The organism is Pseudonocardia zijingensis (assembly GCF_042657305.1).
Taxonomy (GTDB): domain Bacteria; phylum Actinomycetota; class Actinomycetes; order Mycobacteriales; family Pseudonocardiaceae; genus Pseudonocardia; species Pseudonocardia zijingensis.
In genome coordinates this window covers 21,243-42,018 of record NZ_JBHSKO010000019.1, presented here as the reverse complement: position 1 = coordinate 42,018, position 20,776 = coordinate 21,243, and the positions used below count along the sequence as shown (strand labels likewise).

The 20,776-nt window shown below is 74.0% G+C and carries 18 protein-coding genes; 9 read left to right on the top strand and 9 right to left on the bottom strand.

Annotation, left to right across the window (positions count from 1 at the left end):
- Positions 1-17: 17 nt before the first annotated feature.
- The 4 genes from ACFPL3_RS29195 to ACFPL3_RS29180 all read left to right on the top strand — a co-directional run bounded on the left by ACFPL3_RS29195 (position 18) and on the right by ACFPL3_RS29180 (position 5,678).
- Entirely contained in the window at positions 18-323 is a 306-nt protein-coding gene (locus ACFPL3_RS29195; protein WP_343942038.1) for an antibiotic biosynthesis monooxygenase, read from the top strand.
- A complete protein-coding gene (locus tag ACFPL3_RS29190) occupies positions 320-1,765 on the top strand; it encodes an FAD-dependent monooxygenase (RefSeq protein WP_343942037.1) in 1,446 nt (481 codons plus the stop codon). The genes ACFPL3_RS29195 and ACFPL3_RS29190 overlap by 4 nt, the downstream gene beginning before the upstream one ends.
- Positions 1,766-1,826: 61 nt before the next feature.
- The gene (locus tag ACFPL3_RS29185; RefSeq protein WP_379589757.1) at positions 1,827-4,784 is read left to right on the top strand and encodes a bifunctional [glutamine synthetase] adenylyltransferase/[glutamine synthetase]-adenylyl-L-tyrosine phosphorylase; all 2,958 of its coding nucleotides are present in this window, start codon (positions 1,827-1,829) and stop codon (positions 4,782-4,784) included.
- Positions 4,785-4,859: 75 nt separating this feature from the next.
- Entirely contained in the window at positions 4,860-5,678 is an 819-nt protein-coding gene (locus ACFPL3_RS29180) for a maleylpyruvate isomerase N-terminal domain-containing protein (protein WP_343942036.1), read from the top strand.
- Positions 5,679-5,694: 16 nt separating this feature from the next.
- On the opposite strand, the gene ACFPL3_RS29175 is transcribed toward ACFPL3_RS29180, so the two are convergent.
- Positions 5,695-6,687, bottom strand: a complete 993-nt coding sequence (locus ACFPL3_RS29175) for a malate dehydrogenase (protein ID WP_343942035.1) — start codon at positions 6,685-6,687, stop codon at positions 5,695-5,697.
- A 160-nt stretch (positions 6,688-6,847) separates the two neighbouring features.
- Between ACFPL3_RS29175 and ACFPL3_RS29170 the strand changes: the two genes are divergently transcribed.
- Entirely contained in the window at positions 6,848-7,192 is a 345-nt protein-coding gene (locus ACFPL3_RS29170; RefSeq protein ID WP_379589756.1) for a DUF485 domain-containing protein, read from the top strand.
- Positions 7,192-8,856, top strand: coding sequence for a solute symporter family protein (locus ACFPL3_RS29165; RefSeq protein ID WP_343942034.1), 1,665 nt, complete (start codon positions 7,192-7,194; stop codon positions 8,854-8,856). Before ACFPL3_RS29170 ends, ACFPL3_RS29165 begins: the two co-directional genes overlap by 1 nt.
- Here the strand turns inward: ACFPL3_RS29165 and ACFPL3_RS29160 are convergent.
- The 5 genes from ACFPL3_RS29160 to ACFPL3_RS29140 are packed head-to-tail and all read right to left on the bottom strand — an operon-like array spanning position 8,853 to position 15,535.
- Positions 8,853-10,934 (bottom strand): 3'-5' exonuclease, encoded by a 2,082-nt coding sequence (locus ACFPL3_RS29160; protein ID WP_343942033.1) that lies wholly within the window; start codon positions 10,932-10,934, stop codon positions 8,853-8,855. The genes ACFPL3_RS29165 and ACFPL3_RS29160 overlap by 4 nt on opposite strands.
- Positions 10,931-11,296, bottom strand: coding sequence for a response regulator transcription factor (locus tag ACFPL3_RS29155; RefSeq protein WP_343942032.1), 366 nt, complete (start codon positions 11,294-11,296; stop codon positions 10,931-10,933). The genes ACFPL3_RS29160 and ACFPL3_RS29155 overlap by 4 nt, the downstream gene beginning before the upstream one ends.
- 9 nt (positions 11,297-11,305) lie before the next feature.
- A complete protein-coding gene (locus tag ACFPL3_RS29150) occupies positions 11,306-13,933 on the bottom strand; it encodes a sensor histidine kinase (protein ID WP_343942031.1) in 2,628 nt (875 codons plus the stop codon).
- On the bottom strand, positions 13,933-14,112 hold the full coding sequence (locus ACFPL3_RS29145; protein ID WP_343942030.1) for a hypothetical protein: 180 nt from the start codon (positions 14,110-14,112) through the stop codon (positions 13,933-13,935). The genes ACFPL3_RS29150 and ACFPL3_RS29145 overlap by 1 nt, the downstream gene beginning before the upstream one ends.
- Positions 14,113-14,116: 4 nt before the next feature.
- The gene (locus ACFPL3_RS29140; protein WP_343942029.1) at positions 14,117-15,535 is read right to left on the bottom strand and encodes a DUF294 nucleotidyltransferase-like domain-containing protein; all 1,419 of its coding nucleotides are present in this window, start codon (positions 15,533-15,535) and stop codon (positions 14,117-14,119) included.
- Between the two features lie 118 nt (positions 15,536-15,653).
- Here ACFPL3_RS29140 and ACFPL3_RS29135 point away from each other — a divergent pair, with 118 nt between their 5' ends.
- Complete coding sequence (locus ACFPL3_RS29135) at positions 15,654-16,880, top strand: DUF418 domain-containing protein (protein WP_343942028.1); 1,227 nt, start codon at positions 15,654-15,656, stop codon at positions 16,878-16,880.
- A gap of 147 nt (positions 16,881-17,027) precedes the next feature.
- Positions 17,028-17,465, top strand: a complete 438-nt coding sequence (locus tag ACFPL3_RS29130) for a hypothetical protein (RefSeq protein WP_343942027.1) — start codon at positions 17,028-17,030, stop codon at positions 17,463-17,465.
- Here the strand turns inward: ACFPL3_RS29130 and ACFPL3_RS29125 are convergent.
- Complete coding sequence (locus ACFPL3_RS29125) at positions 17,449-18,036, bottom strand: TetR/AcrR family transcriptional regulator (protein WP_343942026.1); 588 nt, start codon at positions 18,034-18,036, stop codon at positions 17,449-17,451. The genes ACFPL3_RS29130 and ACFPL3_RS29125 overlap by 17 nt on opposite strands.
- A 78-nt stretch (positions 18,037-18,114) precedes the next feature.
- Between ACFPL3_RS29125 and ACFPL3_RS29120 the strand changes: the two genes are divergently transcribed.
- Positions 18,115-18,966: an alpha/beta fold hydrolase gene (locus ACFPL3_RS29120; RefSeq protein ID WP_343942025.1), complete on the top strand. Its 852-nt coding sequence runs from the start codon at positions 18,115-18,117 to the stop codon at positions 18,964-18,966.
- Here the strand turns inward: ACFPL3_RS29120 and ACFPL3_RS29115 are convergent.
- Positions 18,938-19,420: a CoA-binding protein gene (locus tag ACFPL3_RS29115; RefSeq protein ID WP_343942024.1), complete on the bottom strand. Its 483-nt coding sequence runs from the start codon at positions 19,418-19,420 to the stop codon at positions 18,938-18,940. The genes ACFPL3_RS29120 and ACFPL3_RS29115 overlap by 29 nt on opposite strands.
- Complete coding sequence (locus tag ACFPL3_RS29110) at positions 19,417-20,718, bottom strand: O-acetylhomoserine aminocarboxypropyltransferase/cysteine synthase family protein (RefSeq protein WP_343942023.1); 1,302 nt, start codon at positions 20,716-20,718, stop codon at positions 19,417-19,419. The genes ACFPL3_RS29115 and ACFPL3_RS29110 overlap by 4 nt, the downstream gene beginning before the upstream one ends.
- Between the last annotated feature and the right edge of the window lie 58 nt (positions 20,719-20,776).

Genomic DNA, 20,776 nt, shown 5'->3' with positions numbered 1-20,776 from the left:
ATCGAAGGAGAGCGGTCATGCCGCACGTGCTCGTCCACCAGCGCATCGGGGAGTTCGACCGGTGGAAGGAGGTGTTCAACAGCCTCGGCCCGGCCCGTGCCGCCGCGAGCTGCCGCAGCACCGCCGTGTTCCGCAACCGTCAGGACCCGCACGAGGTCGTCGTGCTGTTCGAGTTCGACGACCTCGAGCAGGCCCGAGCCCACATGGGGAGCCCGCAGCTGCGCGCCGCGTGGCAGGACGCGGGGGTCACCGACCCCGGCACCCGCACCATCCTCGACGCCGTGCAGATCGACGCCGCGCAGATCGACGGGGGTGCGCGATGACCGCCGGCGGAATCGACGTGGCCGACGTCGTCGTGGTCGGCGCGGGACCGACCGGCCTGCTGGTGGCGGGCGACCTCGCGGAGGCGGGCGTGCGGGTCACCGTGCTGGAGCGGCGCCTGCACGAGTCGAACCTCACCCGCGCGTTCGTCGTGCACGCCCGCACGCTCGAGCAGCTCGACGCGCGCGGCGTGGCCGACGGGCTCCTCGCCCGAGGCACGAAGGTGGACCACTTCCGGCTCTTCGGCAGCGTCTCGGTGGACCTCACGCCGCTGCCGAGCCGGTATCCGTTCATGCTGATCACGCCGCAGTACGAGGTGGAGCAGGCGCTCACCGAGCGCCTGCTCGCGGCGGGCGCGACGGTGGTGCGCGGCGCCGAGGTGGGCGACGTGCGGCAGACGGCCGACCACGTCGAGGTGGCCTACCGCGACGCCGACGGCGCCGACCGGACGCTGCGCGCCGCGTACCTCGTGGGTGCCGACGGGCACCACAGCGTCGTGCGCGAGCGGCTGGGGCTGGCGTTCCCCGGTGAGTCCGTGGCGAGGTCGCTGGTGCTCGCCGACGTGCGGATGAGCGAGCCGCCCGCCGAGCAGCTCACGGTGGACGGGAACGCCGCCGGGTTCTGCTTCGTGGTGCCCTTCGGCGACGGCTGGTACCGGATCATCGTGCGGGACCGCCGGCGGGAGCTGCCCGACGACGCCCCCGCCGACCTGGAGGAGATCCGCTGGGTGGCGCGGCAGGTGTTCGGCACCGACTTCGGGGTGCACGACCCCCGGTGGATCTCGCGCTTCCACAGCGACGAGCGGCAGGTCGAGCGCTACCGGGTGGGCCGGGTGTTCCTCGCGGGCGACGCCGCCCACGTCCACTCGCCTGCAGGCGGGATGGGGATGAACACCGGCCTGCAGGACGCTGCCAACCTGGGGTGGAAGCTCGCCGCCGCCGTGCGTGGCCGCGGGGGTGAGCAGCTGCTCGACAGCTACCACGACGAGCGCCACCCCGTCGGGGAGATGGTGCTGAAGATGAGCGGTGGCCTGCTCCGCGCGGCGCTGCTGACCTCCCCGCTCGCCCGCAAGCTGCGCAACCTCGCCTTCCCCGCCGCGTTCGCCGTGCCGCCGATCGGCGCGTTCGTGCGGCTGCGCCAGAGCGGCATCGGCATCGGCTACGGCCGGCCCCGCGGCGCCGACCGGCGCGTCGGCACCCGCGCGGCCGACGTCACCGCCACCGACGGGACGCGGCTGTACGAGGCGCTGCGCGGCGGGCGGTTCGTCCTCGTCGCGCCGGAGGGGTTCGCCGTTCCCGAGGGCGTCACCGCGCACGTGGTGGCGGGCGCGCAGACCGCGCTGCTCGTGCGCCCCGACGGGTACGTCGCCTGGGCCGGGCGCAGCGCCGACGGCCTGGTGCCCGCACTGCGCCGCTGGGGCGTGACGCCCGCCGTGGCCGCCTGAGGGGTCCGGTGCGCCGGACCCGGCTGTCGATGACGGCGCCGGCGGGGCAGGATCGACTCCCGTGACGCGCACCGGCACTTCGCTCGCACGGCTGGGGCTCACCGAGGCGTGGGCCGAGAGCGTGCTCACCGAGCTCGGCTGGTGGGCGGGCGATCGGCCGGCAGCAGGTGCGGAGGCGGTGATGGCGGCGCTGGCCCGCAGCCCTGACCCCGACCTCGCGCTCCGGTCCGCCGAACGGCTCGTGCACGCCGTGCCCGACCGGGCGGACCTGGACGCGGCACTGCGTTCCGACGAGGTCCTGCGCGGGCGCCTGCTCGCCCTGCTCGGCAGCTCCACCGCGCTGGCCGACCACCTGATCTCCCACCCCGACCGGTGGCACCGGCTCACCGGGTCGGCGCCGCCGCCGGGGGAGGGCGCGCGGGAGGCCCTCCTGAACGCCGTCGGGGCCGACGGCGAGCCGCTCACCGGCGCCGAGGCCATCGCCGCCCTGCGCACGGCCTACCGCGACGAGGTGCTCGTCCTCGCGGCCGCCGACCTCGCCGCCGTCGCGGAGCCGGACCTGCCGGTCATCGACGTCGCCGTGGTCGCCGCCCAGCTCGCCGACCTGGCCGACGCGGCGCTGCAGGCCGCCTACACCGTGGCCAGGGCCGAGCTCGGCGCCGACGGCAGGCTCGCCGTGATCGCCATGGGCAAGTGCGGGGGCCGCGAGCTGAACTACGTCAGCGACGTCGACGTCGTGTTCGTCGCCGAGCCCGCCGACCAGTCGACCACCCGGCTGGCCAGCAGGCTGATGCGCATCGCCGGGGACGCCTGCTTCCAGGTGGACGCGAACCTGCGCCCGGAGGGCCGCCACGGGGCGCTGGTCCGCACGCTCGACGGCCACCTGTCCTACTACGGGCGGTGGGCCAAGACCTGGGAGTTCCAGGCCCTCCTCAAGGCCCGGCCGGTGGCGGGCGACGCCGAGCTGGGAGCCGCCTACGCCGACGCCGTGGCCCCGCTCGTGTGGAGCGCCGCGGGCCGCGAGGACTTCGTCGCCGATGTGCAGGCCATGCGCCGCCGCGTGGAGGAGCACATCCCGCCCGACCGCGCCGACCGCGAGCTCAAGCTCGGTGCGGGCGGTCTGCGCGACGTCGAGTTCGCGGTGCAGCTGCTGCAGCTGGTGCACGGGCGCACCGACGAGGCCGTGCGCTCGCGCTCCACCCTCGACGCGCTGGCCGCGCTCGCCCGCGGCGGGTACGTCGGCCGCGATGACGGGGCGAACCTCGCCGCGTCCTACCGCTTCCTGCGACTCCTGGAACACCGGCTGCAGCTGCAGCGGATGCTGCGCACCCACCTCATGCCCACCGAGGACGACGTCAGCGCCCAGCGGTGGCTCGCCCGGGCGGCCGGCCTGCGGCCCGACGGGCGCCGCGACGTGGTGGGCGTGCTCAACGCGGAGTGGTCACGCACCGTGCTGCGGGTGCGCCGGCTGCACGAGAAACTGTTCTACCGGCCGCTCCTCACGGCCGTGTCCCGGCTGCCGGTCGACACCGCGCGGCTGTCGGAGAAGGCCGCGGTGGCCCGCCTCGCCGCGCTGGGCTGGGCCTCGCCCGAGGGGGCGCTCGGGCACCTGCGGGCGCTCACCTCCGGCGTCTCCCGCGCCGCGGCGATCCAGCAGACCCTCCTGCCGGTGCTGCTCGACGAGCTCGCCGACACCCCCGACCCCGACCGCGGGCTGCTCGCCTACCGGCGCGTGTCGGAGGCGCTCGCCCAGACCCCCTGGTACCTGCGGCTGCTCCGCGACGAGGGGCTGGTCGCCGAGCGGCTCATGCGCCTGCTCGGCACCTCGGCGCTCGTACCGGACCTGCTGGTGCGCGCCCCGGAGGTGCTGCGGCTGCTCGCCGCGCCGACGCCCGGGCGCTCCGACGAGCTGCAGCGCGACCCCGCCGAGTTCGCCGCGGCGCTGCGCACCACCGTCGCCCGCCAGCAGGACCCGGACACCGCGGCCGCAACCGCGCGCTCCCTGCGGCGCCATGAGCTGCTGCGCGTCGCGGCCGCCGACCTGCTCGGGCTCCTCGACGTCGAGCAGGTCTGCGCGGCGCTCAGCTCCGTGTGGGTGGCGGTGCTGCAGGCCACGCTCGACTCCGTCCTGCGCGCCACCGACGGTCCCGCTCCTGCGCGGCTCGCCGTCATCGGCATGGGCCGGCTCGGTGGTGCGGAGCTCGGCTACGGCAGCGACGCCGACGTCCTGTTCGTCTGCGAGCCGGTGGGCGGCGCCTCCGACCACGACGCCGTCCGGTGGGCCACCACCGTGGTCGAGACCGTTCGCCGCCGCCTCGCCGCCCCCACCCCCGACCCCGCGCTCGTCGTCGACGCCGACCTGCGGCCCGAGGGCCGCTCCGGGCCGCTGGTGCGCACGCTCGACTCGTACCGCGCGTACTACGCGCGCTGGTCCGAGCCCTGGGAGGCGCAGGCCCTGCTGCGCGCCAGCGCCGTGGCGGGCGACCCGGACCTGGGCACCCGGTTCCTGCACATGGTCGACCCCATCCGCTACCCGGCCGACGGCATCGACGCCGCCACCGTCACCGAGATCCGCCGCATCAAGGCCCGCGTCGACGAGGAACGGCTGCCCCGCGGCGCCGACCGCAGCACCCACACCAAGCTCGGGCACGGCGGGCTCGCCGACGTCGAGTGGACGGTGCAGCTGCTGCAGATGCAGCACGCGGGCGACGTGCCCGAGCTGCGCACCACGTCCACCCTGCACGGGCTGCGCGAGGCCGCCGAGGCGGGCCTGCTGCAGGAGGAGGACGCCGCCGAGCTCGCCGCCGGCTGGCGGATGGCCACCCGCGCCCGCAACGCCGTGATGCTCGTCAAGGGCAAGCCCGGCGACCAGCTGCCCCGGTCGGGCCGGGAGCTGGCCGCCGTCGCCTCCGCGCTCGGCTACCCGCCCGGCGGTGACCCCGGCGTCTTCCTCGACGACTACCGGCGCGCCACCCGCCGGGCCCGGGCCGTGGTCGAGCGGGTCTTCTACGGCTGGTGAGCCGTCACCCGGCCAGTGGCTGACCGGGCACCCCGGCGGGGCCATGGTGCTCGGACCACGACCGGAGGGGTGGCCATGAGCGCTGAGTGGAACTTCATGGACCCGGCGAGCCGCACCAACCTCATGCGCGCGCTGCGCGCCGAGGCCGACTGGTTCTTCCGACTGGCGGCGGCGACGGACTGGGAGGCGCCGACGGCCTGCGACCGATGGCAGGTGCGGGACCAGGTCGGCCACATGATCGACGTCACCGAGGGCTACTTCCCCCGCTTCGACCACGCCAGGGCGGGCACCGAGGCACCCGGCCCGCTCGGGCTCCCGATCATGGCCGAGGGCCTCGACGAGCACGCCCGCGCGTTCCGCAGCCTGGGCAAGGAGGACGCGCTCAAGCGCGTGCACGAGGCGTACGAGCGGATGCTGGAACTCAGCGACGGCCTCACCGACGAGGAGTGGACCGGGCTGCTCGTGCAGCACCCCTACATGGGCCCGCTGCCCGCCTGCTGCTACCCGCTCTTCCAGCTCGTCGACTACACGGTGCACGCATGGGACATCCGGGAGCGCACCACCGCGCCCGGGCCGCTCGCGGGCGACTCCGCCGACCTGCTCGTGCCCCTCGCCCTCACCGTCTGGCAGAACACGGCGGTCACGTCGCAGCTCGCCGAGCCGTTCGCGGTGGGGGTGCGCGTGACGTCCGGCGCGAACGCGGGCGACTACCGGTTCGACTGCGGCCCGGACGGCCTCACCTACAAGCCCGCGAGCGTCGACGGCGTCGCGGCGGTGCTGGAGTACGACCCGGGCACCCTCGTGCTGGCGTCCTACGGGCGGCTCCGCGGCGGCACGGTCCGCGGCGACCTGGCCGCCGCGGACCGGTTCCGCGGTCTCTTCTTCCGGATCTGATCCGCGGGGGCGGCCGTCAGATCAGGCCGAGCCCCTTCACGGCCTCGCGCTCCTCCACCAGCTCGGCGACGGAGGCGTCGATCCTGCTGCGCGAGAACTCGTCGATGTCCAGGCCCTGCACGATCTCCCACTTCCCGTTCTTCGAGGTCACGGGGAAGCTGGAGATGATGCCCTCGGGCACGCCGTAGGAGCCGTCGGACGGGATGGCCGCCGAGGTCCAGTCGCCCTCGGGCGTGCCGTTCACCCAGTCGTACACGTGGTCGATCGCGGCGTTGGCCGCCGACGCCGCCGAGGACGCACCCCGCGCCTCGATGATCGCGGCGCCGCGCTTGGCGACGGTCGGGATGAACTCGTCGCGCAGCCAGGCCTCGTCGACCTGGTCCGCGGCGATCTTGCCGCCGACCTCGGCGTGGAAGAGGTCCGGGTACTGGGTGGCCGAGTGGTTGCCCCAGATCGTCATCTTGCGGATCTCGGTGAGGGGCACCTCGAGCTTCTTGGCCAGCTGCGCGATCGCGCGGTTGTGGTCGAGGCGGGTCATCGCCGTGAACCGCTCGGCCGGCACGTCCGGGGCGGCCGACTGCGCGATCAGGGCGTTGGTGTTGGCCGGGTTGCCCACCACGAGCACGCGCACGTCGTCCGCGGCGTGGTCGTTGATCGCCTTGCCCTGCGGCGCGAAGATCCCGCCGTTGGCCTCGAGCAGGTCGCCGCGCTCCATGCCCTTCGTGCGGGGGCGGGCGCCGACGAGCAGGGCCACGTTCACGCCGTCGAACGCCACGTTGACGTCATCGGTGATGTCGATGCCCGACAGCAGCGGGAACGCGCAGTCGTCGAGCTCCATCGCCGTTCCCTCCGCGGCCTTGACGGCCTGGGGGATCTCCAGCAGGCGCAGCCGGACCGGCGTGTCCGGCCCGAGCAGCTGCCCGGAGGCGATCCGGAAGAGCAGCGCGTAGCCGATCTGACCGGCGGCCCCGGTGACGGTGACGGTGACGGGGGAGGAGGTCGAAGACACGCGGGCAGGCTAGCCCTCCTGGCCGTCCGGCGCCGCGACGGGGACCACGTTTCCGGAGTGCGTTGCCGCACTTTCCTTTCCGCCTCCCGGTCCGCTTCCCGGGGTGCCTGTGCGGGTACCCGACCCACCCGGGGGGTGCCTGGACGTGCGAGGAGGCACCGTGGCCGACATCGACAACCCGGCCGGGAGGCCGGAACCCACCATCTACGAGGAGGTGCAGCGGACACCCGAGTTCCAGGAGCTGCGGCACCGGCTGCGCCGGTTCGTCTTCCCGATGAGCGCGGCCTTCCTGCTCTGGTACCTGCTGTACGTCCTGCTGGCGAGCTACGCGCCCCCGTTCATGGCCACGAAGGTGGCCGGCAACATCACCGTCGGCCTGGTGATCGGGCTCCTGCAGTTCGTCTCGACGTTCGCCATCACCACCGTCTACGTCCGCTACGCGAACCGGCGCCTCGACCCCGCCGGAGCGCAGCTGCGCGAGATGATCGAAGGAGGCGAGGTGTGATGGGACCGCTCGCCCAGGGCGCCGCGCCGGCGAGCGTCGGCAACCCGCTGCTGAACATCGGCATCTTCGCGGTGTTCGTCGTCATCACGTTGGTCGTTGTGTTCCGGGCCAGCCGCACGACCAAGACGGCAGCCGACTACTACGCCGCCGGCCGCGCGTTCACAGGACCGCAGAACGGAGTGGCCATCTCGGGCGACTACCTGTCGGCCGCGTCCTTCCTCGGGATCGCGGGCGCGATCGCCGTGAACGGCTACGACGGCTTCCTGTACTCGATCGGCTTCCTGGTCGCCTGGCTGGTCGCGCTGCTGCTGGTGGCCGAGCTGCTGCGCAACACAGGCAAGTTCACGATGGGCGACGTCCTCGCCTTCCGGATGCGGGAGCGCCCGGTCCGCGCGGCGGCCGCCACGTCGACCCTGGTCGTGTCGTTCTTCTACCTGCTCGCCCAGATGGCCGGCGCGGGCGCGCTGATCGCTCTGCTGCTGAAGGTCCCGAACACGAACACCCTCGGTCAGGGTGCGGTGATCGCGGCCGTCGGCATCCTGATGATCATCTACGTGCTCGTCGGCGGGATGAAGGGCACGACGTGGGTGCAGATCATCAAGGCAGCGCTGCTGCTGAGCGGCACCGCCCTGATCACGATCTGGGTGCTCGCCCTCTTCGGGTTCAGCCTCTCCGCCCTCCTCGGCCAGGCGGTCACCGCGAACCCGGTGCTCGAGACCGCCGGAGCCCAGCCCAAGCCACTGGGCGAGAAGCTGCTCGGGCCGGGCCTGCAGTACGGGGCAACCGCGGTGGCGAAGATCGACTTCATCTCGCTGTCGCTGGCACTGGTGCTGGGCACCGCCGGCCTGCCGCACATCCTCATGCGTTTCTACACGGTGCCCTCGGCCAAGGAGGCCCGGCGCTCGGTCGTGTGGGCCATCTGGCTCATCGGGATCTTCTACCTGTTCACGCTCGTGCTGGGATACGGCGCCGCGGCGCTGGTACCCGGCGGCGCGACGACGATCGCCAACGCGCCCGGCCGGACGAACTCCGCAGCGCCGCTCCTCGCCTTCCAGCTCGGCGGGGAGGTGCTCCTGGGGTTCATCTCGGCGGTCGCTTTCGCCACGATCCTGGCGGTCGTGGCCGGTCTGACGATCACCGCGTCGGCGTCGTTCGCCCACGACCTCTACGCCAACGTGATCAAGAAGGGTGAGGCCCCGCCGGACTCCGAGGTGCGCGTCGCCCGGATCACTGCGGTCGTGATCGGAGCGATCGCGATCGCCGCCGGCATCGTCGCCCGCAACCAGAACATCGCGTTCCTGGTCGCGCTCGCGTTCGCCGTGGCGGCATCGGCCAACCTGCCGACGCTCCTGTACTCGCTGTTCTGGAAGAGGTTCAACACCACCGGCGCCCTCTGGAGCATCTACGGCGGGCTGGCGAGCTGCGTGCTGCTGATCGTCTTCTCGCCCGCGGTGTCGGGGAGCCCGACCGCGATGATCAAGGGCGTGGACTTCCACGTCTTCCCGCTGGCCAACCCCGGTCTGGTGTCCATCCCGCTGTCGTTCCTCCTGGGGATCGTCGGCACCTACGTCGGCGGCAGGCAGCCGGTCGTCGAGGCCAAGTTCGCGGAGATGGAGGTCAGGTCGCTCACGGGCGCCGGGGCGGAGAAGCCGATCGCGCACTAACGCGGCCGGTACAGCCGCTCGCTCGTGCGGGCCTGGGCGGTCGCGGCGGCGGCCACCCGGAGCTCGCCGAGCGTGGCCACCCCGCGGGCGGCGAGCAGCGGCAGCTGCCGGAGGAAGATCTCCCCGGTGAGCAGGGCGTCACCGAGCGCGGTGTGCCGGCCGACGAGGTCCACTCCCAGGCGCTCGGCCATCGCCTCGAGGGTGTGGGCCTCGTGATCGGGGTGGAGCACCCCGTCGATGAGCAGGGTGTCGAGCAGCGGTGCGGTGAGCGCCGTCCCCATCCGCCGCTGCGCGGCCGCGAGGAATGCCATGTCGAACGCCACGTTGTGGCCGACGAGCACGCTCCCGGACGCGAACGCCGCGAAGGCGGGCAGCACCTCGTCGAGGGAGGGCGCACCGCGGACGAGCTCGCGCGTGATCCCGTGCACCGCGGTCGCCGTGCGCGGGATGCTCCGGCCCGGGTCGACCAGGCGCTCGAAGGTCTCGGTGCGCAGCAGCCGGCCGCCGACGACCCGCACCGCACCGATCGAGACGATCTCGTCGCCCTCGTCGGGCGCGAACCCGGTCGTCTCCGTGTCGAACACCGTGTAGGCGAGCTGGTCGAGCCGGCTCGCCTCCCACTCGGACCAGGCAGCCGGGCCCGGCTGGAACCGTTCGAGTTCGAAGTCGTAGAGCACGGGCGGCGGCTCCTCCGCCGGTGCGGCGGGGCGGGGAGCGGCGGGCGAGAGCGGCAGCAGCACCCGCACCAGGGGGCGGTGCGGGTCGGCCCACAGCTCGCCGCCGTGCCGGCGGACGACCGCCGCCGCGTCCCCGGCGTCCCGCTCGAGCCGGCCTGCCGGCAGCGGCCTGCCGGTCCAGCCCAGGTCGACCCGGCCCAGCTCGCCGGCGTCGCCGAGCCCGGCCGCGAGCACCACCTCGGCCACCCCGTGCCGGTCGCCCAGCATCCGGACCACGGAGGCGAGCGCGCCGGCCACCGCGAAGCTGTCCACCGCGAACCAGACGTCTCCTGCGGTCTCCACGACCTCGTCGGGCCGCGCCCGCGGGCCGCCGGCGCGTGCCGCGATGGCGGCGACGGCGGCGCCCAGGTCCGGGGCGGAGATGTCGGACACCGCCCAGCCACCGTCGCCGGCGCCCGGCCCGGCCGTGAGGCGCCGGGTGGCCTCGCCCAGCCGAGCCGTCTCCTCGGCGATCACCTCGACGAACGTGCGGCGCTGCTCCGCGGGCATGTCCGGGTGGTCGAGGATCGCCCCGGCGGCGGCCCCGATGCTGCCCGCGGCTCCGCGCACCAGGTCGGCGGTGGATCCCAGCAGCTCGGCCTGCCGGGTGGCCGCCCGCTCCGGCCGGGTGGCGTCCTCGCAGACCAGCACGAACCCGCCCGCTCCCGCGGTGCCCGACGGCACGCGGGCGAGCCGGACGTGAACCAGCGTGCCTCCCCGCTCGACCGTGGCCTCGTGGGGCGCGGAGCCCGCGTCCAGCCGGGCGAGACCGTGTACGACGAGGTTGCGGTCGAGCACGCCGAACACCGACCGGCCCAGCCCGACGTCGGTGCCGAGGAGGTCGCGGGCGGCGGCGTTGTAGAGCAGGATCCTCCCGTCCTTCGCGCACACCAGCACGGCGATCGTCAGCACGCCCATGAGGGTCGCCAGCCGGTGCCGCTCGCGCTCCAGGTCGGTCGCCGCGGCCGCCACCTGCTCGGCCACGTCCCGCCGCGCGGCCGCGTGCCGCTCGGCCAGCTCGTTCAGAGCGGTCGCCAGGTCACGCAGCTCGGCCGCTCCGGACGGCGTCACGCGGTGCTCGGGGTTGGCGTCGAGCACCACGCGGACGTCGGCCGCCAGCCGGCGGGCCGGGGCGACGTGGCGGTGCAGTGCGGCGGCGAGCAGCAGGCCGGCCACGAGCACCACCAGCACCGCGGCCACCGCGAGGAAGACTGCCTGCTCCCGCAGCACCCTCGCCAGCACGACCCGGTCGGCGGGCGGCGCGGTGACGTACACCCCCGCGGCGACGGCCGCGACCACCACGGCCGGCGCGAGGACCGCGGCCGCGAGCGCGCCCGCCCACCGGATCCGCGGCGTGCTCACGTCCCGGCCCCGAGCAGCCGCTGCACCCTGGCCACCAGGTCCTGGGTGCCGAACGGTTTGGTCAGGTACGCGTCGGCACCGACGGCGAGGCCCTTGGCGATCTCGGCCTCGCGTCCCTTCGCGGTCAGCATGAGGATCTTCATGTGGTGCCCGTCCGCCCGCAGCGTCTGGCAGACCTCGTAACCGTCCCGGCCCGGCAACATCAGGTCGAGCAGCACCAGGTCCGGGGCGAACTCGGTCACCGCCGCGAGTGCGGCGTCCCCGTCCCCGACCGCGCGGACCTCGTGGCCCTGCCGGCGCATGAGGAACTCCAGCGAGACCACGATGTTGGGCTCGTCGTCGCAGATCAGGATCCGCGCCACGGTGTTCGATCACCTCCGCTTCGCTCCGGCGTGCGCCGATTTTGCCGAAACCGGCAGCCCGACCGAGAACGTGGCGCCCCTCCCGTTGCCTCCGCAGTCGGACACCTCCAGCGTCCCGCCGAACTGCTCGACGATCCGCCGGCTGATCGCCAGGCCCAGCCCCGTGCCGCCGGTGCCGCCCGCTCCTCCTTGCCGGAAGCGGTCGAAGATCAGCTCGCGCTCTGTGGCCGGCACGCCGGGACCGTCGTCCGCGACGTCGATGCGCGCCACGCGGTCGTCGGTGCGCAGCGTGATCCGGACCCTCCCGCCCGCCGGTGGGCTGACCTTGACCGCGTTCGAGAGCAGGTTCAGCAGCACCTGCACGACCCCGTCCCGGTCGGCCTCGACCACGGTCGTGCCGGCGGGGACGTCGACGTCCAGGGCGACCCGTCCGTCCGTGAACAGCTGGGCGGTGGCGGTGGCCGCTTCGTCGATCAACGGGCCGAGGGCGACGTCGGTGACCCGCCACTCGGCGTTCCCGGACTCCAGCCGCGCGAGGTCCAGCACCTGGTTCACCATCCTGGTCAGCCGCTCGGTCTCGGTCGCCATGATCTCCAGGTAGCGTGCCCGTTCCGCGGCGGGCAGGTCGGGGTTGTCCCGCAGGATCTCGGTGAACGCCCGGATCGAGGTCAGCGGCGTGCGCAACTCGTGCGTGACCGTGGCGATGAACTCGTCCTTGAGGCGGTCCAGCTCCCGCAGGTGTTGCGCCTCGCCGACCAGCTCGATCACCTCGGCCATGCCGAGCGGTTCCTCGTCGGCCACGGAGGCGACGAGCGCCCGCGCGGCGGCGGGCCCGACCGCGCCGGTGAGCGCGGTCTCCACCTGCCGGACCAGCTCGGGGTCGGCCTGCGCGTCGTCGGGGAGCGGCGCGCCGCGCCGGGTGGCGTGCTCCGTGACGAGCGCGGCGGCGGCCTCGGCCCCGACGAACCGTGCGAGCAGATCGCGCAGCCGCGCCACCGGCACGCTGCCACGGTAGAACCGGGTGCCCGGTCCGGGGGTCCGGCGGTCGATGTCCACGAACAGTGCGGCGTGCCCGGCCTCGGCCGGTGTCTGCCGGCCGGCCAGCGAGACCCCGACGAAGAGGACGACGTTGACCAACAGGCTCCAGAACACGCCGTTGCCGACCGCGCCCGCTCCGGTCAGCCCGAACAGCTCCTGCGGCCGCAACAGCGCGATCCCGAACGGCCCGTCGCGCACGACCGACCCGGGCACCCAGCCCGACTTGGCCAGCTCCGGCAGCAGCAGGGTGTAGGCCCAGAGCGCGATCCCGGCGACCAGCCCGGCGAGCGCCCCGTTGCGGGTCGCGCCCTTCCACCACAATCCGCCGAGCAGGGCGGGGGCGAACTGCGCGACCGCGGCGAACGAGACGAGCCCCATGTCGACGAGGCCCAGCGCGTCGCCGGAGATCCGGAAGAACCCGAAGCCCAGCAGCAGCACCACGAGGATCGTGACGCGACGGATCCTCAGGACCAGGCGGCCGAGGTCACCGCGGGCGGCGACCTCGGCGCGCCGCAGCAACAGCGGCACGACGAGCGAGTTCGAGACCATCGTGGAGAGCGCGATGGTCTCGACGATCACCATGCCGGTGGCCGCCGACAGTCCTCCGATGAAGACCAGCAGCGCGAGCGCGCTGCTCTGCTGCAACGCGAGCACGTAGGTGTCCGGGCTCACGGTCGGGCCGAGCAGGAGCACGCCCGCGAGCGCGATCGGCAGCACGAAGATGTTGATCACGAGGAGGTACAGCGGGAACAGCCACGCAGCGGTGCGGACGTGCCGCTCGTCGACGTTCTCGACCACCCCGATCTGGAACTGCCTGGGTAACAGGAGCACCGCGAACGCCGACAGCACGATCAGCCAGAACCAGTTGCCGTACTCGCCGATGTCGGTCGCGTCGGCGAGTGCGGGCGAGGCCGCGGCCCGGTCGAACAGGTCGCCGAACCCGCCGAAGAGCCCGAACGTGACGTACAGCCCGGCAGCCAGGAACGCGACGAGCTTGACCACCGACTCGAACGCGATCGCGGCGACCATGCCCTCGTGGCGCTCGGTGGCGTCGAGGTGCCCGGTGCCGAACAGGATCGAGAACAGCGCGAGCACCAGCGCGACGTAGAGCGCGGTGTCGGCGTAGGGCGGCACTCCCGCCGCCGACACCTCCCCGCCGGACACGAGGCGGAACGTGCTGGACACCGCCTTGAGCTGCAGTGCGATGTACGGCACGGTGCCGACGACTGCGACGAGCGCGACGAGCCCGCCGAGCACCCGGCTGTTGCCGTAGCGCGCGGCGGCGAAGTCCGAGAGCGACGTGATGCGGTAGCGCTTGCTGACCCTGATGATCTTCTGGAGCACGACGGCGGAGCAGGCCATCGCACACGCCGGCCCGAGGTAGATCGTCAGGAACTCCATCCCCCGCGTCGCGGCCCGCCCGACGCTGCCGTAGTACGTCCAGGAGGTGGCGTACACGGCGAGCGACAGTGCGTAGACGACGCCGCTGGAGATCAGGCTGCGGCCCGCCGCGGCCCGTTTGTCGCCGTGGTGGGCGATGCCGAAGAGCAGGCCGAGGTAGGCCAGCGAGACGACCACGACCACCCACGCCGCGACCATCAGCGCCCCTGCCTCGACAGGACACCCACGGCCACGACGAGCAGCGCCCAGACAACGAAGAGGTACGCCCACACCAACGGCACGCCGAGCACCAGGAACGGCCGGTCGAACAGCGACAGCAACGGGTAGGTGAAGCACGCGGCGGCGAGCGTGGTCACGGCGATCAGCTTCGCTCTCACCCGATCACCCCGGGCCCGGGTGGGTCAGGGCGCTGGCCCGCAGCGCGGTGCGCACCGCACGCAGCGCGCCCTGCAGCTCGCGGCGCCGCGGGGCGGACAGCGTTGAGGGAACCTCCTCGCCGAGGTCGGCCGCCATCCGGGTCGAGAGCAGCACGGCGTAGGCGTCGAGCAGGGTGTCGGCCGTGTCGCCGGAGATCAGGTTCGCGGCCACGGCGGCACGCAGGCGGCCCGCGGTGGTGCGTTCCGGGGAGCCGGCGGCCAGGCCGTAGAGCCGGCCGAGCAGGACGATCGGGACGGTGCCGCGCAGCTTCAGCTCGGCGGGCGGGAGCCGGTCCGGCCGGATCCGCCCGAAGCGCCCCGCGCGCGGCGCGAACCTGCGCGCCGTCTGCGCGAGCGCCAGCTGGATGCCCGGCCGGTCGCGGCCCCGGGCCAGCGTGCGGTCCAGCACGCCGACGTCCAGCTCTCCCGCGACGGGCCGCAGGTCGAGGAACACCTGTGCGTCGAGCAGGCTCCGGGCGTGCGGCTCGTCGAGCCAGCCGCGGAACGTCCGTTGCCACTCGTCCAGCGGCCGGTTCCAGCGGGTTGCCATGAACCCGCCGGGGCACCGCGGCACACCCGCCGCCGCGAGCCCGTCCGTGACCCGCTCGGCCAACGCCGCGAAGTACTCACCGGCCTCCTCGGTCTGCTCGGCGAAGGCGAGAGCGGTGTCCTGGTCGGAGTGCAGCAGCTGCTCCATGCGCCCCTGCGACCCGAGCGCGAGCCAGGCGTACGGGCCGGGCGGGCGTCCGAGCTCCCGCTCGGCGAGCTCCAGCATCCGGATGGTCAGGGCGTCGCGCAGGCTGGCGACGACCGCCGCGATGCGCAGCCCGTCGACGCCGTCGCCGAGCAGCGACGCCGCGACCCCGGCGAGGTCGGTGGGCAGGTCCGCGAGCGCCGGGTCGTGCGCCCCGCCCGCTCCGGCCCGGCGGATGCGATCGGCGACGAGCAGCGGGCTCGCGGACTGCTGGCGCATCACGTCGACGTCGGTGACCACGCCGACCACCCGGTTGCCCCGCAACACCGGCACGTGCTCGATGCCCTCGTCGAGCATCAGGAGCAGCGCCCGGATCAGCGGGGCGCCGGCCGGCAGCGCGTGGACCGGGCTGCTCATGACCTGCTCGACAACCGTGTCGGACGGGCGGCGCTCGGCCACCACGCGAGCCAGGTCGCCGTGGGTCACGATCCCGTGGGGCCGGGAGGTGACCACGGCGCAGCTGTGATTGCCCTCGCGCATGGCCAGCGCGACGTCCGCGACCGTTGTGGAGGGCGGCACGAACAGCGGCTCGCGGCCGATCACGTCGGACAACGGCGTGGCGAGCGCCGTCTCCTGGCCGGCCTCCGGCCCTCTGGCCACGGCAGACGGCCGGCCGGCGCGGGAATCCACCCGGATCACGATGCAAGTGCAGTCCGGGGTGCCCCCGCTGTCAACGGGGCGCCCGTCGATCACCGACCCACCGATAGGTGGACCCGGTCCGCGACGATCACGGCTTACCTTGTCCGGTATGAGCGCCTCGCCGCCCGTGGACCCGGGTGCAACGCCGACCGCCGCCCGCGCCCTCGCACCCGACCTCGCGCGTGGCTTCATGCTGCTGCTCATCGCGCTGGCCAACGTCCACCTCTGGACCTACGACCACGCGCTCGGCCCCCGCGGGTACCCGAGCGACCTCACCGTCGCCGACCAGGCGGTCACCCTCGGGCAGATGCTCCTCGTCGACGGGCGCGCCTACCCGCTCTTCGGATTCCTCTTCGGGTACGGGATCGTGCAGCTCGCCGACCGCCGCCGCACCGTCGGGATGCCGGCGGAGGCCGTCACCGGCCTCGTGCGCCGCCGCGGGTGGTGGATGGTTCTCATCGGCGCCGTGCACGGGCTCCTGCTCTGGTCGGGCGACATCGTCGGCGCGTACGGCGTGATCGCCGTGGCGCTGGCGGGCGTGCTCGTGCGCGGCAGCGACGCGACGCTGATCGGCACGGCCGTCGTGGGCCTGTTCCTGGCGTCCCTCTTCTACTCCGGCTCCGGCCTCACCCCGCCGGGGCCGCCCGACCAGTCGCTCCTGCCCTCCATGGCCGAGACCCAGCCGCTCCAGGCCGCGGGCGTACGCGCCGCCGAGTGGTTCACGGTCGGGTTCGTCCTACAGGCCCTCTCGGTGTTCGCCGCGGTGGCGATCGGCGCCTGGGCCGCTCGGAGGCGGCTGCTCGACGAGCCGGAGCGCCACCGGCGGCTGCTCGTGCCGGTCGCGGCCGGCGGCCTCGTCGTTGCCGTCGCGGGCGGGCTGCCGTTCGCGCTGATGGCGGCCCAACTGTGGACCTCGCCCTCGACGGGCGCGCTCGTGCTCGCCGGCTTCCTGCACGGCCTGAGCGGCTACGCGGGCGGCCTGGGCTACGCGGCGCTCTTCGGGCTCCTCGCCGCCCGTCTCGGCCGCCGCACCGGCCCCGTCACCTCCGCGCTGCAGGCGTGCGGGCAGCGCTCGCTGTCGTGCTACCTCGCGCAGTCCGTCGCGTTCGCGGCGCTCCTGCCGGCGTGGACCGTCGGCGTCGGGGCGGGCGCGCACGTCTGGCAGACCGCGCTCTACGGGTTCGGCACCTGGCTGGTGATCCTCCTGGTGGCCGCCGCGTCAGCCCGTGCGGGATTCCGCGGCCCCGCCGAACTTCTCCTGCGCCGCCTCACCTACGGCCCCCGCCGCCCGTCCCCGCCCGTGCCGACGCCCGAGGTGCGCGACTCGCCACGCTGAACGCGACACTCGCCCCACCAAACGGGAGACTCGCCAACCCCCGGCGAGTCTCCCGTTTCGGCGGCCGAGTCTCGCGTTCCGCCGGGCGAGTCTCTCGCTCGGCCGTCGCCCGCGACAGCGGGGACGGGCGAGGCTACGGTCGCCTCCGTGACCACCCCGCCCCAGGACCCTCGGCCCGAGGACGGGCGACCGCCGTCGTGGGCGGGTGCCCCGGGGTTCACCCCCGGCGTCGACGGCGGGGTGCCGCACGCCCCGATGCCGGGCGCGCCGCCCTATCCGGAGAACCCCGAGCACGGCCCGCCGCCGGTCGGGCAGCCGGCGCGACGGACCCGGTTCGTGATGGCCCTCGCCGCTGCGGCCGTCTGGGCCGCGGTGTACGTGGTGCTGGTCCTCGCCGTCGCCGGCCCGCCGCCCAGCGACCGGGCACTCGGCCGGTTGATCGGCGTGATGGTCCTGCCGACGTTGCTGGCCACGGTGGTGGTCTGGGCGATCGCCCGCCGCCGGGCGTGGGCGTTCTGGCTGCTCGTCCTGCTGGCGGCTCCGTTCTTCTGGGTGTCGCTGGCCTTCTTCAGCGTGGCGCGCTGACCTCCTGAGCGGCGCGGATCGCCGCGGTCACCGCGCTCGCGGCCGCCGTCAGCGCCTCGGTGCTGCGCGCCGCCCGGCACAGCACGAACGCACCCTCCAGGCCGGTGATGAACACGATCGCCAGCCGGCGGGCGTCGGCCGGTGCGAACCCCCATCGCCGGAACCGGGCGGCCCCGGCCTCTACCCACGCGTCGAAGACCTCGGCCGTGGCCGCACGCAGGGTGTCGTCGGTGCTCGCCACCTCCAGCGCCACCGTGGCGATCGGGCAGGCGTCGGCGTAGTCGGTGGCGGCCAGCGTCTCGGCGGCTGCCGCGAAGCCGGTCTCGACGGCGGTGACCGCGTCCGGCGCCTCGTCGAGGATCGCCTCGACCAGCTGCTGGTACGCCCGCCCGGACGTCCGGATCACCTCGGCGGCGAGCTGCTGCTTCCCGCCGGGGAAGAAGTGGTAGATCGAGCCGAACGGGGCTCCCGCCTCCGCGACGATCTGCTTGAGGCCGGTGCTGGGGTACCCCTGCCGCCGGAACAGCTCGCTCGTCGTGGCGACGATCCGCTCCCTCGTGCCCGCTGCCACCGCACCTCCTTGCGCTCGCCTTCCCCCACACCCTAGCCTCGAATTCATTAGAGCGATCTATCTAGTCGTGGGGGAGCGATGGCGGAGATCGAGCTCTCGGCGGGCACCATCGAGTACACCGACACCGGCGGCGACGGCCCCGTCCTCGTCTTCCTGCACGGCGTGATGGTGGCGCCCACCGAGTGGCGCCACGTCGTCGCGGAGCTGGCGGGCGAGTACCGGTGTGTGCTCCCGCACCTGCCGCTCGGCTCGCACCGCCGTCCGATGCGGCCGGGGGCCGACCTCTCCCACGCCGCGATGGCCGGGCTGATCCGCGAATTCCTGGAGCGGCTCGACCTGCGCGACGTCACCCTCGTGCAGAACGACTGGGGCGGTGCGCAGCTCCTCGTGGCCCACGGCGGCGCCGAGCGCGTGGCGCGGATGGTGCTGGTGGCCTGCGAGGCCTTCGACAACTACCCGCCGGGCATCGCCGGGCGGCTGCTGGTCGCCACCGCCCGGGTCCCGGGCGGGCTGGCGCTGCTCGCGCAGCTGCAGCGGTTCCGCGCGGTGCGCCGCGCGCCCGGCGGTTGGGGCTGGATGAGCAAACGGCCCGTGCCCGCCGCCGTCATGGACGAGTGGTTCCGCCCGGCCCGCGAGCAGGCCGGGGTGCGCCGCGACCTCGCGGCCTACGGGCTCAGCACCCCGCCGCGCGAGGTGCTGCTCGACTGGGCCGAGCGCAACCGGTCGTTCGAGGGCCCGGTGCTCGTCGTCTGGGCCGCCGAGGACCGCATCATGCCCGCCGACCACGGCCCCCGGCTCGCAGCGCTCTACCCGCAGGGCAGGCTCGTGACGATCCCCGACAGCTACACGCTCGTGCCCGAGGACCAGCCCGCGGCGCTCACGTCCGCGATCCGGTCCTTCCTCAGCGAGACGCGCGCCGCCGTGCGCTGATCACGCCGGTGTCGAACCCGGCGATGTGCAGCCCGCCGTGGAACCGCGCGTGCTCGACCTTCAGGCAGCGGTCCATCACCACCTCGAGCCCTTCGGCCTCCGCGCGGCGCGCCACGTCCTCGTCGAACAGCCCGAACTGCAGCCAGAACGTCTTCACCCCGCCGACGGCGAGCACGTCGTCGAGCACCGACGGCAGGTCCTCGCGACGGCGGAACACGTCGACGATGTCCGGCACCACCGGCAGGTCGGCGAGGCTCTTGTACACCGGCCTGCCGAGGATCTCGGTGGCGTTCGGGTTGACGAAGTAGACGTCGTAGTCGGTGCTGGCGAGCAGGTAGGTGGACACGAAGTTGCTCGCCCGTGCCGGGTTCGGCGACGCGCCCACCACCGCGACGTTGCGGGTGGCGCGCAGGATCTGCTGCCGCCGGGTGGCCGAGGGGTTCTCCCAGCTCACGAGGTCTCCTTGGATGCCGCGGCGAGCGCCTGGTCGAGGTCCCACAGGATGTCCTCGGGGTCCTCGAGCCCCACGCTGATCCGGATGAGGTCCGGCGGCACACCCGCGTCGCGCAGCTGGTCGTCGGTGAGCTGCTGGTGGGTGGTGGAGCCGGGGTGGATCACGAGCGTGCGGGCGTCACCGATGTTGGCGAGGTGGCTGCACAGCTGCACCGACTCGATGAACCGCGCCCCGGCCTCCCGCCCGCCGACCACGCCGAACGAGAACACCGCACCGGGCCCGAGTGGCAGGTAGCGGGCGGCGCGGTCGTGGTGGGGGTGGTCGGGCAGCCCCGCCCAGCGGACGTAGGACACGCGCGGGTCGGCGTCGAGCCACTCGGCCACCGCACGCGCGTTGGCCATGTGCGCCTCCATTCGCTGCGGCAGCGTCTCCACGCCCTGGATCAGCAGGAACGCGCTGTGCGGCGACAGCGAGGCGCCCACGTCGCGCAGCTGCTCGGCCCGCAGCTTGGTGAGGAACCCGAACTCCTGGAAGTTGCCCCACCAGGTGAGCCCGCCGTAGGAGGGCACGGGCTCGGTCATCGACGGGAACTTCCCGTTGCCCCACGGGAAGCGGCCCGACTCGACCACGACCCCGCCCAGCGTGGTGCCGTGCCCGCCGAGGAACTTCGTGGCCGAGTGGATCACGATGTCGGCGCCGTGCTCGATCGGCCGGCACAGGTACGGGGTGGCGACCGTGGCGTCGACGACCAGCGGGATGCCCGCGGCGTGGGCGACGTCGGCGAGCCCCGCGAGGTCGGCGACCTCGCCACCGGGGTTGGACACGACCTCGGCGAACACCAGCTTCGTGCGGTCGGTGATCGCCGCGGCGAAGTCCTGCGGGTCGCCCCCCGCGACGAACGTGGTGTCGACGCCGAAGCGGCGCAGGGTGACGTCGAGCTGGGTGATCGTGCCGCCGTAGAGGCCCGCGGCGGCGACGATGTGGTCACCGGCCCCGGCGAGACAGGCGAACGTGAGGAACTCCGCGGCCTGCCCGCTGGCCGTGGCGACCGCCCCCAGCCCGCCGTCGAGGCTCGCGAGCCGCTCCTCCAGCGCGGCGACGGTCGGGTTCGCGATGCGGCTGTAGATGAGCCCGTACTTCTGCAGCGCGAACAGGCTCGCGGCATCGGTGGTGTCCTCGAACACGAAGCTCGTGGACTGGTAGATCGGCACCGCCCGCGCCCCGGTCGCGATGTCGGGCACGTGCCCGGCGTGCACCGCGCGCGTGCGGAAGCCCCACCTTCGGTCCTGCTCGGTCATGCTCCCCATCCTGCTATGTGCTGAGGCGGCCGCGGCCACCCGGCGGAATCGGTCAGTG

Excerpts from the sequence above, each read along its gene's own strand:
- ACFPL3_RS29195 (WP_343942038.1), top strand. The coding sequence starts at position 18 with ATGCCGCACGTGCTCGTCCACCAGCGCATCGGGGAGTTCGACCGGTGG.
- ACFPL3_RS29190 (WP_343942037.1), top strand. The coding sequence starts at position 320 with ATGACCGCCGGCGGAATCGACGTGGCCGACGTCGTCGTGGTCGGCGCG.
- ACFPL3_RS29180 (WP_343942036.1), top strand. The coding sequence starts at position 4,860 with ATGAGCGCTGAGTGGAACTTCATGGACCCGGCGAGCCGCACCAACCTC.
- ACFPL3_RS29165 (WP_343942034.1), top strand. The coding sequence starts at position 7,192 with ATGGGACCGCTCGCCCAGGGCGCCGCGCCGGCGAGCGTCGGCAACCCG.
- ACFPL3_RS29150 (WP_343942031.1), bottom strand. The coding sequence starts at position 13,933 with ATGGTCGCGGCGTGGGTGGTCGTGGTCGTCTCGCTGGCCTACCTCGGC.
- ACFPL3_RS29135 (WP_343942028.1), top strand. The coding sequence starts at position 15,654 with ATGAGCGCCTCGCCGCCCGTGGACCCGGGTGCAACGCCGACCGCCGCC.
- ACFPL3_RS29120 (WP_343942025.1), top strand. The coding sequence starts at position 18,115 with ATGGCGGAGATCGAGCTCTCGGCGGGCACCATCGAGTACACCGACACC.
- ACFPL3_RS29110 (WP_343942023.1), bottom strand. The coding sequence starts at position 20,718 with ATGACCGAGCAGGACCGAAGGTGGGGCTTCCGCACGCGCGCGGTGCAC.